The sequence below is a fragment of the Planomicrobium sp. YIM 101495 genome (assembly GCF_009707665.1).
In the GTDB taxonomy this organism is placed as follows: Bacteria; Bacillota; Bacilli; order Bacillales_A; family Planococcaceae; genus Planococcus.
Genome location: NZ_WLZW01000001.1, coordinates 986,003 through 1,001,630 on the forward strand (window position 1 = coordinate 986,003; position 15,628 = coordinate 1,001,630).

Annotated in this window: 12 protein-coding genes; all 12 read right to left on the reverse strand. The window is 50.1% G+C overall.

Annotated elements, in window-relative coordinates; all coding sequences use genetic code 11:
* Window positions 1-162: 162 nt before the first annotated feature.
* The 12 genes from GIW82_RS05045 to GIW82_RS05100 all read right to left on the reverse strand — a co-directional run bounded on the left by GIW82_RS05045 (window position 163) and on the right by GIW82_RS05100 (window position 15,573).
* Window positions 163-606 (reverse strand): MarR family winged helix-turn-helix transcriptional regulator, encoded by a 444-nt coding sequence (locus GIW82_RS05045; protein WP_154748794.1) that lies wholly within the window; start codon window positions 604-606, stop codon window positions 163-165.
* Window positions 607-681: 75 nt separating this feature from the next.
* On the reverse strand, window positions 682-2,031 hold the full coding sequence (locus GIW82_RS05050; RefSeq protein WP_154748795.1) for a TrkH family potassium uptake protein: 1,350 nt from the start codon (window positions 2,029-2,031) through the stop codon (window positions 682-684).
* A 246-nt stretch (window positions 2,032-2,277) separates the two neighbouring features.
* Window positions 2,278-3,051 carry a TerC family protein gene (locus GIW82_RS05055; protein ID WP_370456009.1) on the reverse strand — a complete coding sequence of 258 codons (774 nt, stop codon included), beginning with the start codon at window positions 3,049-3,051 and terminating at the stop codon, window positions 2,278-2,280.
* Between the two features lie 225 nt (window positions 3,052-3,276).
* Window positions 3,277-4,353, reverse strand: a complete 1,077-nt coding sequence (locus GIW82_RS05060) for an SDR family oxidoreductase (RefSeq protein WP_154748796.1) — start codon at window positions 4,351-4,353, stop codon at window positions 3,277-3,279.
* A gap of 19 nt (window positions 4,354-4,372) precedes the next feature.
* A complete protein-coding gene (locus tag GIW82_RS05065; RefSeq protein WP_154749605.1) occupies window positions 4,373-7,435 on the reverse strand; it encodes an efflux RND transporter permease subunit in 3,063 nt (1,020 codons plus the stop codon).
* A gap of 142 nt (window positions 7,436-7,577) precedes the next feature.
* On the reverse strand, window positions 7,578-9,146 hold the full coding sequence (locus GIW82_RS05070) for a peptide chain release factor 3 (RefSeq protein ID WP_154748797.1): 1,569 nt from the start codon (window positions 9,144-9,146) through the stop codon (window positions 7,578-7,580).
* A gap of 296 nt (window positions 9,147-9,442) precedes the next feature.
* The gene (locus tag GIW82_RS05075; protein ID WP_154748798.1) at window positions 9,443-10,912 is read right to left on the reverse strand and encodes a UDP-N-acetylmuramoyl-L-alanyl-D-glutamate--2,6-diaminopimelate ligase; all 1,470 of its coding nucleotides are present in this window, start codon (window positions 10,910-10,912) and stop codon (window positions 9,443-9,445) included.
* Window positions 10,913-10,928: 16 nt separating this feature from the next.
* Window positions 10,929-11,981, reverse strand: a complete 1,053-nt coding sequence (locus GIW82_RS05080; RefSeq protein WP_154748799.1) for a M42 family metallopeptidase — start codon at window positions 11,979-11,981, stop codon at window positions 10,929-10,931.
* A 171-nt stretch (window positions 11,982-12,152) separates the two neighbouring features.
* Window positions 12,153-12,758 (reverse strand): PepSY domain-containing protein, encoded by a 606-nt coding sequence (locus tag GIW82_RS05085; RefSeq protein WP_195913942.1) that lies wholly within the window; start codon window positions 12,756-12,758, stop codon window positions 12,153-12,155.
* A gap of 88 nt (window positions 12,759-12,846) precedes the next feature.
* Complete coding sequence (locus tag GIW82_RS05090; RefSeq protein ID WP_154748801.1) at window positions 12,847-13,521, reverse strand: PepSY domain-containing protein; 675 nt, start codon at window positions 13,519-13,521, stop codon at window positions 12,847-12,849.
* Complete coding sequence (locus GIW82_RS05095) at window positions 13,518-14,891, reverse strand: sensor histidine kinase (protein WP_154748802.1); 1,374 nt, start codon at window positions 14,889-14,891, stop codon at window positions 13,518-13,520. The genes GIW82_RS05090 and GIW82_RS05095 overlap by 4 nt, the downstream gene beginning before the upstream one ends.
* A gap of 1 nt (window position 14,892) precedes the next feature.
* Window positions 14,893-15,573, reverse strand: a complete 681-nt coding sequence (locus GIW82_RS05100) for a response regulator transcription factor (protein WP_154748803.1) — start codon at window positions 15,571-15,573, stop codon at window positions 14,893-14,895.
* Window positions 15,574-15,628 lie beyond the last annotated feature (55 nt).

The following is a 15,628-nucleotide window of genomic DNA, read 5'->3' on the forward strand; positions in this document are numbered from 1 at the left end:
TTGAAAGCGACGAAGGCATATTACGATGCTCAGCACTGCGCCTCTAACGTACGAAACTATGGAATGCAGGTCAGCTGAACTCCAGCTAAGTCCGTTTGCACACTTAAGAACACAACAAACCCGGCAAGCAGCCGTCGAGGCTGCTTGCCGGGTTTATTGTGCTCAGTATGAGAGGTCTTTGATAGATAGGCCAAGCTTTTTCAGGAGTTCGATCGCCTCGTCTTTTTCTTCATTTGATAATGACGACGTCAGCTCATGCAAGTTGTTCTCATGCTCCGGAAAGATTCCCGCCATAAATTTCTCGCCTTCTTCGGAAATGACCGCATACGTTACGCGGCGATCAGTTGGGCAGTTTTCCCTAGTGATGTAGCCACGCTTTTCCAGCTTGTCGATGACGTACGTAATCGAACCGCTCGCCAATAAGATTTTTCCACCTATTTTTTGCAGTGGCTGCCGGCCTTTGTGGTATAGAAGTTCCAAGACAGCGAATTCAGTCGGATTCACCCCTTGCTGCTGGAAAAATGTGTTGGTCTGTTCAGTGATGGCTTTATGGGCACGTGACAAAACAATGAATAGTTTCAACGATTGTTTGATATCTTCATTCATGAAAATCCACTTCTTTCAGGTTAATAAACGATTATTCATCCAGTATAGCAAAAACTTGGACACTCTTCCTTCTTTTCACCCGATAATGACGCGTTCTTTCGGATAATGGAACTTTGCCTTGTGACTTTTGCCTCCGATTGTGAATAAAAACGAAATAAGGCCGACACGTCCGATAAACATCAAGAACATGATGAGGAACTTGCCGATGCCGGACAAATCTTCCGTCAAGCCGAGCGACATCCCGCATGTTCCGAACGCTGAGGTGATTTCGAACAGGATCTGGATCGCGCTAGCTCCGGATTCCGTCACCATCATGACCATCATCGATATGACGACCATGATACCCGCAAGCAAGATGACTGCGAATGCGCGGAACACGTCGGTGGTCTCGATTTCACGACCGAACAGTTGGATAACATTTTTGCCACGGGCGAATTGGATCAAGAATAAGATCACAATCGCGAACGTCGTTGTCCGGATTCCACCGCCTGCTGAACTCGGTGAAGCTCCGATGAACATCAGGACACTCATGAACAAGTTGGTCGGTTCGCCAAATGTCGTGATGTCGATCGTCGTCAAACCGCCTGAGCGGGAAGACACCGAATGGAACATCGCGCCGAATAGCGTTTCATGCCATGAGACACCTTTAAAGGCGCCGAACGATTCCAGCAGGAGAATGACTGCCGTGCCGCCGACAAGCAAGAAGCCGAACGTCGAGACCGTGATTTTTGTGAATAGTGAGAAGCGGAAGAATTCCTGGTTGCGCGCGAAGTATTCCTTCACTTCCATCAGTACCGGGAAGCCAATCGCGCCGAGTGTTATGAGGATCATTGTGACGATCTGGATGCCGTAATGATCCGCGAACGGCAGGTACGATGAACCGGTGATCGCGAATCCGCTGTTCGTCGTCGCTGCGATCGATGCAAAAACCCCTTGGAACATCGCTTCGCTTAGCCCGTCGTAATAGGGCAGAAAGAAAATGGTCAGAATCGTGGCGCCGATCAATTCGATCAATAATAAAATGGTGACAATGTTCCGGATCAACTTCACTACGCCGGCCAGCTGCGATTGGTTATTATCTGTCATGATCAATTGGCGTTCCCGCAGGCCGATCCGTTTGCCGAGCAAGATCCACAAGAACGTCCCGATCGACATGATGCCGATGCCGCCGATCTGCATGATGAATAATAGGAGAACCAAGCCGAACGTCGTATAGGTCGTCGAAATATCCGTCACTGACAAACCTGTCACGCTCACAGCGCTGACCGCTGTGAATAGGCTGTCGATGTATGAAAGCGTCTCGCCTTGTTTGTGGACACCGGGCAATCTAAGAAGCAAGAAAGAAATGGTGATCGTCAAAAAATAGTAGGAGGCAATCACTTGGGCCGGTGTCAAATGAAATAGATTCCTGATCGTTCTTTTCATTTCAGTTCGAATCCTTTCTGCCTGCATTATCTTTACATTCTATGCGATGTGCTGCAGAAAGAAAAGGAAAAATATGCGATTCCAAATGATCTTCTGACGAATGCCGGATATTTGCCGATGAATCCCAGTTAAATGCAAGTTACCAGCACCCGCATGCTAATTCCACACAAAAAATCCCCCGGCAGACCATGCATCACATGATTCACCAGAGGGATTCCAACACAAAGCGAGATACCCTGCTCGCCTTTACGCGTTATTTTCTTTTTTGTTCGAACGCAAGCCCGTAAGAACACCGACCACGATGATCAAGATCAGAACTGACCAGAATGTCAGTGTCCATGGTGTTGAATGTGGGAAGTCATGTGGCAAGATGCCGACGTTCTCGTGGGACAACGTCATGACCGTAAGCTTGACCCCTACCCAACCGACGATGACGAATGCGGCCGTTTCCAGTTGCGGGTATTTCTCCAGCAATTGAACGAATTTGTGGGCTGCGAAACGCATAATGATGACCCCGATCAAACCACCCAACAGCATGACAGCGAATTGTCCACCGTTGATGCCGCCGATATCAGCTGTACCCCAGTGTGGCAATGTAACAGCAAGCGCTACTGCCGCAAGCATCGAGTCAATCGCGAAGGCAATATCCGCAAGTTCGACTTTCAAGACGGTCATCCAGAAACCAGAACCTTTTTTCTCTGATTTCGTGCCGTCTTCCAAAATTTCATCGGTCTCACCTTTTCGTTGATCATAGATGCTCTTAATCGAGATGAATAGAAGATAAGCTGCTCCTAATGCTTGAATCTGCCAGATGTTGACGAGCAAGGTGATCATGAACAAAGCGGCAAAACGGAAAATGAAGGCTCCTACCAGTCCATAAAATAAGGCCTTTTTCTGCTGTTCTTTCGGTAAGTGTTTTACCATGACTGCCATTACGACAGCGTTGTCTGCTGCAAGAAGACCTTCGAGCCCGATCAGGACTAATAGGACCCATGCATACTCCAAGATGATTGTTTCCACTTCTTCTCCTCCTAAATTTTGCCAGCAAAAAAGACCTTTGCCTCCTTAAAGAAGGCAAAGGTCTCGCTAAGCAAAAATAATATTTACCAATCATAACCGATGGCAAGGTGCCATGTATTGACGACTATGAAATAGGTTTCCCTACAGCTACTCCCCTTTGACGCTGAGTCAAAGAATATGAAGTTGTAAGTTGATTATAACATGCTCATCCGAAGTTGCAAACAATTAGTGGATGTGAATCTGAAAATTTTCCTCATGTTTATGGGCTTTGTAAAACTCGACCATTGCCGGCATGGTCTCTAGGAAGTCTGCACAGCGGATCCCACTGTCTTGCAGCAGTGCAGTCGCTACCGCCGTATCGAACGACGATTCCCACGTCATATAATCGAGCGTCTCCGCTTCGACGCGGAGATATTTCCGGATCGGTGCTACCTTCATTCCAGCTGCTGCGAATGCCCGCGGGAAACGGCCAGCCGGATATTTTCCGGTCATCTCGTAAACCATGGCGCGGTAAACTTCTTCGACAGGATACGGATTCGGATCCGTCAGATGAACGGTCTTGCTGGATGCTTCCGGAAGAGTGCTCAAATAAAGCGAGGCTTCCAAAATATAATCAATCGGAACGACGTTGATGTCTGCATGCGAACGGCCGATGAACGGAATGAACGGCAAGAAACTCAAACGGTCGATCATGTTCAAGAAGAAATACGGTCCGTCGAATTTAACAGTTTCGCCGCTTTCCGCGCTGCCCCGGACGATGCCTGGACGAATAATCGTAACCGGGAGCTGCGCCTTCAGCGCATCGACCAATACTTCAGCCTCGAATTTCGTCTCTTCGTAGAAATTCTTGAACGCCATCGGACGCACGAGTTCATGTTCGTACAGTCTGCCCTCCCTGACACCGGCTACGTATGCCGTGCTGAAGTACATGTAACGTTCCAGCTCCGGCAAGGATCGGACAAACTGATTCATATTTTCCGTTCCAACGACGTTGACGCTCCATGCAAGATCTTTTGGTACGGCGAGGTCATAGACGGCAGCGAGATGCCAGACCGTCCATTTCTTCGTATGCATGAAGCGGAGATCCACTTCGCTCAGACCGAGGTCTTGCTTCGTAATATCCCCTTCGATCAAACGGATTTTCGGACATCCCGTCATTTCTTCGATGGCAGCTGCCTGCTGTTCCGCTTTTTGCCGGTCAGCCGGAATGATCAAAGCTGCAAGCTCGGTATGATCCGCTGCGAGACGTGCCATCAGCTGCGTTGCGATAAATCCTGGAAATCCTGTAAAGAATACGCTCATCCTTCTTCCTCCATCCACCTTATGCTTTTTTGTTCATACGGCGTGTTTCCCGGTCAAACATGCTGTAAACGACAGGAACAACGTAAAGCGTCAGGAGTGTCGACGTGACTATCCCGCCGATGACCGCGATCCCCATCGGCTGGTTGATTTCTGTTCCTTCTCCGATGCCGAGCGCTAATGGCAATAGGCCAAGGACGGTCGTTAAAGCGGTCATTAAGATCGGGCGCAAACGGTCGCGTACTCCCATTTTGATCGCTTCATACGATTCGATGCCCATCGCTTTACGCTGGTTGATGTAATCGACCAGTACGATGCCATTGTTGACGACAATCCCGACCAAGACAAGAATTCCGATGATCGCCGAAATACTGATCGGTGTTTGTGTAATAAGCAACGCGAGTGCGACACCGATCAACATGAGTGGCACAGTGAACATGATGACGAATGGATATTTGAACGATTCGAACTGGGCTGCCATGACAAGGTAGACAAGGACGACTGCAAGGATCAACGCCAGCGTCATATCGCCGATCGCATCATCGAACAGCTCGCGATCCCCACCGAAGGAAATGGTCGTGCCGCTTTCCAGATCCAGCCCATCGATCGCTTCGTCTACTCGTGTGGACATTTCCCCGAGTGTCAGATCAGACATGTGTTGCAGTGTGAATGACACACTTTCCGCCTGATCGACACGTTGAATGCTGACGGGACCTTCCGCAATCTCGACAGCTGCAAGATCTTGAAGCTCGACGAATTGGCCGGAAGGTGTACGTAACGACAGTGTACGCAGTTTCTCTACGCTGTCTCGTTCCGCTTCTTCATACTCCACGAAGACGCTTAAAACATCGTCATTTTCAGCAATTACTTGGGCAGCTTGGACACCGCGGGTGATGTTATTGACACTTTGAGCGATCTGTACAGGTGCCAAGCCTTGTTCGACAGCGGCTTCCTGGTCGACAGTGATCTGGATTTCCTGCAAGGTCTCTTCCCGGTCGCTGGTCAATTCTGTGACGCCGGACAAGTCACGGAGCTCTTTATCGATCCGTTCGACCGCATCATCTAGTCGTTTCGGATCGATGTCTGTGACGGTGAAATTCAATGTATTCGGAGCTGACCCAGCAGCTGTTTGCAGGACGAAGTTGACTTCCGCCCGGTCGCCTACAAGTTCTTTCATTTTCGGCTGCACATCATCGACAAATTCGAAGACCGAACGTTCACGCTCATCCAGCGGATTCAATTTAATGTACAGTTCTGCCGTATTTGAAGAAGATGACCCTTGGGCCTGCCCTTGCTGTGTCGTTCCGATCAGCGCTACATACACATCGACATCGTCTTCTTTTTCAAGCTCCTGCTCGATGATTTGGACCACTTCATCCGTCGCTGTGCGGGAAGAGCCATTGTCAAGCTCCACTTGGACGCTGACGAAACCTTCATCCGTCGCCGGAAGGAATTCCGTCCCGACACGTGTCAGGCCGAACACCGCGACAATCGTCAAGACTGCTGTGATGGCAAAGATGATCAGGCGATGCTTCAACGCCCATTCGACAGAACGCTCGAAATTCTTCAAACTCTTCGAACGTCTGCGTCTTGCTTCGTAATCACCTTTCGGCTTCGGCAGCAGACGTGCTGCGAGCATCGGGATGACTGTCAATGCAACTGCGAGCGATGCGACCAAACTGAACGCAATCGTCAAGGCGAACTCAAAGAAAATCTCGCCGATCAAGCCTGAAATGAAGATCACCGGCACGAAGACGACGACCGTCGTGAGCGTGGATGCCGTGATGGCACCTGCCACTTCTTTCGTCCCTTCCGATGCGGCTTTCTTCGGTGATTTGTCCATCGTCAAATGGCGCTGGATGTTTTCGATGACGACGATCGAGTTATCCACAAGCATCCCGATGCCGAGTGCCAGAGCGCCGAGCGTCAAAATATTCAAGGCGAAGTCCGCAAAGAACATGAGGACGAATGTCACGATCACCGAATAAGGGATCGCGACGCCGATGATAATCGGGCTCTTGATGCCTTTCAGGAAGAAGAACAGGACAAGCATGGCGAACAATCCACCGAATAGCAGCGTCTGCCCGATATTGCCGACTGCAAGCTGGATATAATCCCCTTGGTCAAACAGCACGTCCGCCTTGATGCCCGCGAACTCCTCTTCCTCCAATAATTCAGCCAGCTTTTCCTGGAATGCTGTGGAGACGTCTGCCGTATTCGCTCCGGATTCCTGCAGCGCCGATAGTAAGACAGCCGGCTGCTGACTCGCGCGTGTCTCGGAACTTGCATCCCGCTCCTTCACAGAGACGTCCGCAACATCCGCAATCGTCACATTGTTCCCGTCGAGCGGGTTGACCGTGACGATCAATTCGCCGATCTGCTCAGCACTTGAAATCGTGGACAGGATGCGCGTCGTCAATTGCTTGCCGTCTTCCGTCTCGATCGGTTCACCCGGAAGCGATACGTTATTCGCTTGGATCACCTGGACGATGTCCGACTGTTGGAGACCGCGCGCTTCCAATTCTTCCGCATTCAACGAGATGACGATGTCTTCGATCAACGTCCCTGAGATGTTGACGTTCGCTACGCCTTCCGTCTGCAAGAGTTCCGTCTCTAACCGCTCAGCGAGAACGCGGATGTCGGCATCATTGTCGCCGGATTGCAGTGACATTTGGATGACCGGAAATTGGGACGGGTCGAACTTCAAGAACCGCGGACTGCCGGCGTCATCCGGAATCGGTGTCTGATCGATCCGTTGCAGCACATCCGCGTGGACATCGTTGATATCGGTCAACCAGCTGAATTGGAGCAGGATCAAGTTCGAACCTTCCTGCGAAATCGATTGCACCGATTCGATGCCTGGCAATGTTGACAGCGTCTGTTCCAACGGTTTTGTCACTTTTTCGCTGACTTCCGTCGGGCTCGCGCCTTGATAATTCGTCACGACCACACCAATCGGCGGATTTAATTCCGGAATAAGCGTTACTGGAATCCTAAAAAATGAAACGGCTCCGATAATAATGACTAAGAACATAACGACCAATGTTAAAACCGGTCGTTTGATGGAAAAATCACTTATATGCATAGTATCCATTTCCTCTCTATCTCTCATCCTTTAATGATATGAAAAATAAGACCTCTCCGCAAACTTATGCGAAGTTTTTTTGTAATTGTCCGCTTTTTCCTGATTCAGACATAAGAAAAGCCTGCAATAAGCAGGCATTTTCTCACAATAAGCTATACAGTTTTACTTCTGGATGTTTGTCTTGGAACCAGCGTGTCGCAAAATCGTTTTCGAAAAGGAAGACGTAATTGTCGTAACGATCCTTGACGAGCATCGAACGGCTGCTCGACATCGATTCTTTCAGATTTTCTTCGTTTTCGATCCAGCGCGCGACTTTCGAACCGACGGACTCCATGCGCACTTCGACGTTGTACTCATTCTTCATCCGGTGTTCGAACACTTCGAACTGAAGCTGTCCGACAGCACCAAGGATAATTTCTTCCAAGTGGAGCGTCTTGTAATACTGGATTGCCCCTTCTTGGACAAGCTGCAAGATCCCTTTATGGAAATGCTTCTGTTTCATGACGTTTTTCGCCGTCACTTTCATGAACAATTCCGGTGTGAACTGTGGAAGTGCTTCGTACTCGAATTTCTTCCCACTCGTGATCGTATCCCCGATCTGGTAGTTCCCGATGTCGTGGAGTCCGATGATATCGCCGGCAACCGCTTCATCGACGGTCTCGCGGTCATCCGCCAAGAACTGAGTCGTCTGTGTCAGTTTGAATGACTTGCCTGTACGTGCGAGCGTAACGTTCATGCCGCGCTCGAATTTACCGGAGACGATCCGGACGAATGCGATGCGGTCCCGGTGTGCCGGGTTCATGTTCGCTTGAATCTTGAAGACGAATCCGGAAAACGGTGCTTCCGACGGTTCGATTTCCGTTTGTTCTTTCGTCATGCGCGGCTGCGGAGACGGTGCAAAGTTCATATACGTCTCAAGGAATGTTTCCACTCCGAAGTTCGCGAGCGCACTTCCGAAGAAGACTGGTGTCAATTCGCCTTTCTCGACGCGTTCATAAGAGAATTTGTTGCCTGCTTCTTCCAACAATTCCACGTCATCCATCGCTTGCGTATAATAGGACGTCGCTTTCATCGGGTGATCCCCAGCCAATCGCCCGTTTTCATCCAGATCCAAAAAGCGTGGTCCTTCTGAACGGAATGGCTCGATGCGCTTGTTGAAGCGATCATAGATGCCGAGGAATTCTTTGCCCATCCCGATCGGCCAGTTCATTGCATATGACTCGATTTCGAGCACTTCTTCAAGTTCTTCCATCAATTCAAGCGGTTCTTTCCCTTGACGGTCCATCTTGTTGATGAACGTAAAGATCGGAATTCCGCGCATGCGGCAAACTTTGAATAGTTTCAGCGTTTGCGCCTCGATTCCTTTCGCGCTGTCGATGATCATGACTGCGCTGTCGACCGCCATCAATGTGCGGTACGTATCTTCACTGAAGTCTTGGTGTCCAGGTGTATCAAGGATGTTGACACGGTTGCCGGCGTAGTCGAATTGCATGACGGACGACGTGACGGAAATCCCGCGCTGTTTCTCGATTTCCATCCAGTCGGACGTTGCGAACTTCCCTGATTTCTTTCCTTTTACCGTTCCGGCATCACGGATCGCTCCGCCGAACAGCAATAGTTTTTCTGTTAACGTCGTTTTCCCGGCATCCGGGTGAGAGATGATCGCAAAGGTTTTTCTGCTCTCGATTTCTTTTTTCAATGATTCTGACATGCTTGTACGCTCCTTCATCTTTACAAAGATCCATCGTTCGATTCTCTATTCCTACAGCGTCCCGTGACCGGTACGCTCGTTGGATTCCACTGGCGATTCAAAAAACCTGTCTGTAGGCACCCGCCGGCAATCAAAAAGACCATGTCCAAGCAGTGTGCACACTTCTTACATATTAGAGAAATCCCTGTAAAAACACAAGATTTTTTCACCGCCGTTAGTTTCCCAGCGCCAGCAGACATGAGAAAAGGCGGTAAAATCATTCGATTTCAACCGCCTTCCGTTTCTTCTATCCATTTTCAGTTCAAATTGAACTTCTTCTTCGCTTCATCGATTGCGATGTCTTTGTCGCTATGCGGATATTTCGTATTGCCGATGATTTGGAAATCTTCGTGCCCTTTGCCTGCGAAAATGAGCAAGTCCCCTGGTTCCGCCTGCTGGACCGCATGGCGGACCGCTTCTTCACGGTCTCCGATACACGCATATGCACCGTGCGTCATCCCTTTTTCGAGATCGTTGACGATGCTGTCATATGCTTCATCACGCGGATCATCTGTCGTCAACACGACATAATCAGCTTTCGATGCTTTTGCAGCCATCGTGGGCCGTTTCGTCTTGTCCCGGTTCCCCCCGGTGCCGACGAGGAAAATGACTTTGTTCGTTTTGAATGGTTCGACTGCTTCAATCGCTTTTTCGATGGCGTCCGGTGTATGCGCGTAGTCGATGAAAATCGAGATCGGCAAGTCCGTCTCCACTTTTTGCATCCGACCGTCGATCGGTTCGATCACTGCCAGTGCAGCAAGGATGTCGGTTATCGGAATTCCTTCCGCTGATAGTGCAGCGATGGCCGCTAATGTGTTCGCTACGTTGAAAGCACCGAGCAACTTCATCGACACGTGGAATTCACCTTCTGCACAAGTCATCGTGTAGTGTGTACCCGCTCCATCCATTTCAATAACACTCGCTTTGAAATCTGCCGGCTGTTCGATTCCATATGTGAAGACGCGGTGCGGCGTCATTTGCGCATAGCGTTCCGACCACGGATCGTCCGCGTTCAAGATTGACTGCTTTTGTTCCGCAAGATTTTGGCCAAGCTGGGAAAACAGCAAGCCTTTCGCATGGCCGTATTCCTCCATCGTTCCGTGGAAATCAAGGTGATCATGCGTCAAGTTCGTGAAAATTGCTGTGTTGAACTCTACACCAGCCAGTCTGCCGAGAACAAGTCCGTGTGAAGAAACTTCCATCGACATGTGGCTGCATCCTTCATTTTTTGCACGGTGGATCATGCCTTGCGTCGTCAGCGCATCATTCGTCGTATTCGCAGACGCTTCCAAGTTTCCGTTAATGTTGAAGCCGATCGTTCCGCTCAGTGCCGACTTCTTGCCAAGCTCCATAAGAAGAGCATGGATGATACCGCCGACACTCGTCTTGCCGTTCGTGCCGGTCACGCCGATCATCTGCATCTCTTTCGATGGATGGTTGTAAAAAGCCGCGGCCAATTGACCAAGTGCACGCGATGAATCGGTGACGATGATTTGTGCGACATGCTCAGGTAGTGCCAGTTCACGTTCTGCGACAATCACACCAGCCCCCCTCTCCACTGCCACTCCGGCAAAGTCATGCCCATCGACCGTGTAGCCTGGAATGCAGACGAAAAGCGCGCCGGATTTCGCTTCACGCGAATCCATCGTCATCGTCTCGATCGTCTCCGGCAATGTGCCGATCAGTTGTTTTATTGCAATGTGTTGTAGCAATTGTTTTGTATCCATATCCTGTTCCTCCTGTTTACGGTGCGAGCGGTGATTTTACGTAAGCGTAAAGCAACTCCGCCGTCGCCTTCAGTGAATCCATATGCGTCCGTTCGTATGAGTGCGATGCTTCGATTCCCGGACCGAACAACGCATGCTTCACGTCGTATCCTGCGCGGATCGCAGCAGATGCATCCGAACCGTAATATGGATAAATATCCACTTTGTAATCGATGTCCTGGTCTTTCGCCAATCCGACAAGGTGGCGCGTCAAACCGTAATGATACGGCCCGCTTGAATCCTTCGCACAAATCGATACCGTATATTCGTCTGAAGCTTGCCCGTCGCCGATCGCGCCCATGTCGACCGCGATGTACTCAATCGTCTCTTCCGGAATGCTTGAGTTTCCGCCGAAGCCGATTTCTTCGTTGTTCGAAATGTAGAAATGCGTCGTGTACGGAATCTCTTCGCCGCTCTTGCTCAATTGCTCGACCAAGCGAAGGAGCAGTGCCGTGCTTGCTTTGTCATCCAAGTGGCGGGACTTGATGTAACCTGAACCCGCTTCTGTGAAGCGTGGATTGAACGATACGAAATCGCCTACTTCAATGCCAATCTCACGCACCGCATCCGCTGTGAATGCCTTTTCGTCGAGTCGGATTTCCATCGTGTTTGCGTTGCGTTCTGATGAACCCGCGTCTTTGTAGACGTGTACCGTTGTATTATGTAAGACAATCGTTCCGGAAACCTGCTTGCCGTCCGCTGTGTGGACGAGGCAGTTCTCCCCTTCGATCGCATTGAATGTGAAGCCGCCGACCAGTGATAACTTGATTCTGCCGTTCGGCTTGATGTCTTTGACCATCGCGCCAAGTGTGTCGACATGCGCGGTCAATAGACGGTGCTGCTCATCGTTGCTTCCTGGAATCGTTGCGATGACGCTTCCTTTGTTGGTCATTTTCGCTGTGACGTTCCAATCTGCGAATTGCTCGTTGATCGCCTTCATGATTTCCATCGTGTATCCCGAAGGACTCGGCGTCTCCACCAATCGTTTCAATACCGCGATCGTTTCCTGTTCATTCCATTTTACAGTCATTCAACTCGCCTCCTCTAATGTATCCATCATAACAAAATGGCGGATGTTCGGATAGTTGCACTACTTCCGTACGAAAGAAAAAAGCCGTTCCACAGGAAGCCAGTTTCCTGACTCCCATAGAACAGCCTTTGTTTTATTTACTTAACTAACTTCTTGCGAGGTGCTTGTCACTCAGTCTTCGATATCCGTTTCGACTTCAAGGATTTCACCGTTTGTCGCGTCCACTTTCACTTCGTGCTCTTCGTAATGGTTGTCGATTTCGATGTCGTAGTACACTCTACCGTCATCGTGCTCAAGCTCTACATCTTCCACTTCACCTGATACGACTGCAAGTGCCGCTTTCACTGCATCTTCTGCAGAAATCTTCACTGCTCCATAGGCTTTGCCGTTCTGCGCGGAAGCTTGTGTGCTTGCGGCTTTTTTGTCGTCATCGTCAAAATCGTTCTCTTTTTCCCGCTTGTTCTTCAGCACTTCCCCTGTGATTGCATCCACTTCGATATCATACTCGTAGCCATTCGCATACATTTCGATATCGTAGTACTGTTTGCCGTTATCTCTCTCCAGTTCGATATCGGTCATCTGTCCATCGATGATGTCACGGGCGATCCCTTCCGCTTTTCCGAAGCCGATCTTCTCCTTCTCACTGTTCACTGCCGCCGTCTCAACCACTGCAGTTTGCAACTGCGTGTCTTGCTGTGTTCCTTCATTCGAATTGGCGAATGCAATTCCTCCGAACAATAACAAGCCTGCTGCTGGTACCAAAATTAATTTCTTCATCTTGATTCCCTCCTTCATTTGATACTCTTACTATATCCAGAGCATCTGAGAGCATCATGAGAAGAACATTAGAATTTGATGAGAATGGTTAATCATCCCATTCGACGGTCATGACATCGCCACGGATCGCATGGATCTGGACGGTCACTTCTTGATCACTCTCATCTTTTTCGATGGTGACCAGGAAGTAGCCGCCGTCTTCCGTCGATTCGAAATCCACATCATCGACGACGCCGTCCAAATAAGTTTTAGCGATTGCAATCGCATCATCAGGCGTCAAGGCAGTCGGTATTGCCGCTTCTTCCGCTTCCTTTTCCAGCTTCACCACTTCGCCGTCCATTGCTGAGACGGTGACGGTCGTGATCGTACCGTCTTGAACAGTTTGCACTTCATAGAGGCCATTTTGTTCATCGAACCGAACAGCCGATGCCGTTCCTCCTGTTTCCGCAACCGCTATTCCTTTCGCTTGTGCTTCCGTCAAAGGTTCAGGAGCTGCGGATTCGAGCAGCTCGATCGCTCCGACTGTGCCGTCCGATTTGTCGACCGAAGCACGGTAGCGTCCAGCTTCATTCTTGAACTCTACGTTATATAAATTCCCAGCATCCGTCACTTGGCCGGTTTCACCGCCGTATAAGGAAGCGACTCGTTCAGCGGCTTCCGCTTCTGATACGTTCTGATTTTCACTGGGATTCAGGAATAGCACTAAAAGCAACCCAGCAAGAAGGACGAATGCAATGCCGACAATCCATACTCTTTTTTTCATCGTGATCCCTCCTGCTCCAATTGTAGCGCGTGAACATGAGATTTCGATGAGAAGCGGACGGAAATAGTCGTTCCCATTCCTTCGATGCTCTCGATTTCAAGTGCTAGCTCCAGACGTTCCGCCAGTTCTTTCGCAAGTGACAGGCCGAGGCCGAAGCCACCAGTGTCCCGACTCCGTGCTTTATCCACACGGTAAAAGCGATCGAAGACGAGTGGCAGTGACTGTTTTGGAATCCCGACTCCGTAATCGCGGATCTGGATGACTGTCCCACCTTGATCACTAATGATTAGTTCAACACGGTCCTCACTGTATTTCCGTGCGTTGTCCAATAAAATGTATAAAATCTGCTTCAGCTTCTCGGGATCTGTCCGTTCGATTGCGTCAGCGATTTCTTTTTCCAAGATGAACTGGCGGTCGTAAGCCGTATTCATCGCAGCAGTGATTTCTTCCAATAGCTGCAAGACGTCGACTTGTTTCATTTCAAGCTTTGATTCACTTGCGCCCGCAAGATTCAAGAGCTGTTCGATCATCGCAGCCATCCGGACCGATTCAACTTCGATCGCCGTCAAACTTTCCTCTGCCACTTGTTCGTTGCGGAGCCCTTGGCGGCGAAGCAATTTCGCGTAGCCACGGATGACGGTCAGCGGCGTCTTCAGTTCATGGGATGCATTCGAGACGAAATCTTCCTGCTTGGAATAGTTCTCCTCGAGCAATTCCATCATCCGATTGAACGTATGAGTCATTTCCCCTAGTTCGTCACTATTAACTTTTTCTTCCGGTAGCTTCTCGAATTGTCCATTCTCTTGGATACGCCGCATTGTGCCGGTCAATTCTTGAATCGGCTGGGCGACGAGCTTCCCAAGAAAGCGGCTGGACAAAAAAATCGGAATCATCGCGACAGCCGTGACGATTGCAAGTAACAGTAGCAAGTTCTGTAAATTGGCTGCAGGCTGCGCCATCGACTGTGCTACCGTCAGCTCCATGACCGAGCCGTCCGACCAGATGATGGGTGCTTTGACGAAGGCGAACGGTTCACCTTCGACATCCGTCTGTCCCGCTCCGCTTCCCGGAATGTCCGGAAATGCAGCGGTGATCGCCGGATCTTGGATGGACGTCATGACAGTTCCTGCACCGTCTTTCACTTGCACTGCACCGGATGCAGGTACATACGCCCGAAGAACCGTTTCACGCGGGATGTTGTCGTTCCGGCTGAGTGCTGCCACCAGCAATTCCGTTTCTGCACGGAGCCGATCCTCCTCTGTAGAATATGTCTGGTTGCTGAACGTCAAATAGATGACCGCATTGACAAGGAGCAAGACAAGTAGCATGAGCAGTGTCGAAGATAAATGGATTCTCGTCTTCAGCTTCATCTCAACGCTCCTTCAATACATAACCGACGCCGCGTACAGTCTGGATGTACGTCACCGTCTCGCCGGCATCGATTTTTTTGCGCAAATAGCGGATGTAGACGTCGATGACATTGGTCTCACCGTAATAATCGAAGCCCCATACAGCATCCAGCACTTGTTCGCGCGTCAGCACCTGTCCTGGATTTCGCATGAAATAGTGGAGCAGGTCGAATTCCCGCGGAGTCAGTTCGATCTGTCTGTCGCCGCGCTTCGTTTCACGCGTCTTTTCATTCAATGTCAATTCCCCGAATGTAAACAAGCCTTCTGCCGCAGGCTTCACGGAAGAACGCAGTGCTGCGCGGATTCTCGCGAGTAGTTCTTCGATTTCAAACGGCTTGGTCACGTAATCATTCGCACCGAGGTCGAGCGCCGCTACTTTGTCTTTCACTTCGTGTTTCGCCGTCAGCAAAATGACCGGCATTTCACTGCGGCCGGAGCGGATCTGTTCCAGCACTTCAAGCCCTGTCAGCTCCGGTAGCATCCAGTCCAGCAAGACCAAGTCCCACTCCGCTTCACGGAACTGGATGAGCGCTTCGGCCCCGGTGAACGCTGTACCGGTTTCATATCCTTCAAACACGAGTTCGAGCTCAAGCATCCGCGAGATCCGCTTGTCATCTTCCACGATCAATATTCGTTCCGCCATGTGGCCCCACCGTCCTTTCCATCCATCCTATCACCTTAGTCGGCATTTTTTCAGC

Coding starts and splice junctions, on each gene's coding strand:
- GIW82_RS05045 (WP_154748794.1), bottom strand. CDS start 606: ATGAATGAAGATATCAAACAATCGTTGAAACTATTCATTGTTTTGTCA.
- GIW82_RS05050 (WP_154748795.1), bottom strand. CDS start 2,031: ATGAAAAGAACGATCAGGAATCTATTTCATTTGACACCGGCCCAAGTG.
- GIW82_RS05060 (WP_154748796.1), bottom strand. CDS start 4,353: ATGAGCGTATTCTTTACAGGATTTCCAGGATTTATCGCAACGCAGCTG.
- GIW82_RS05065 (WP_154749605.1), bottom strand. CDS start 7,435: ATGCATATAAGTGATTTTTCCATCAAACGACCGGTTTTAACATTGGTC.
- GIW82_RS05070 (WP_154748797.1), bottom strand. CDS start 9,146: ATGTCAGAATCATTGAAAAAAGAAATCGAGAGCAGAAAAACCTTTGCG.
- GIW82_RS05075 (WP_154748798.1), bottom strand. CDS start 10,912: ATGGATACAAAACAATTGCTACAACACATTGCAATAAAACAACTGATC.
- GIW82_RS05080 (WP_154748799.1), bottom strand. CDS start 11,981: ATGACTGTAAAATGGAATGAACAGGAAACGATCGCGGTATTGAAACGA.
- GIW82_RS05085 (WP_195913942.1), bottom strand. CDS start 12,758: ATGAAGAAATTAATTTTGGTACCAGCAGCAGGCTTGTTATTGTTCGGA.
- GIW82_RS05090 (WP_154748801.1), bottom strand. CDS start 13,521: ATGAAAAAAAGAGTATGGATTGTCGGCATTGCATTCGTCCTTCTTGCT.
- GIW82_RS05095 (WP_154748802.1), bottom strand. CDS start 14,891: ATGAAGCTGAAGACGAGAATCCATTTATCTTCGACACTGCTCATGCTA.
- GIW82_RS05100 (WP_154748803.1), bottom strand. CDS start 15,573: ATGGCGGAACGAATATTGATCGTGGAAGATGACAAGCGGATCTCGCGG.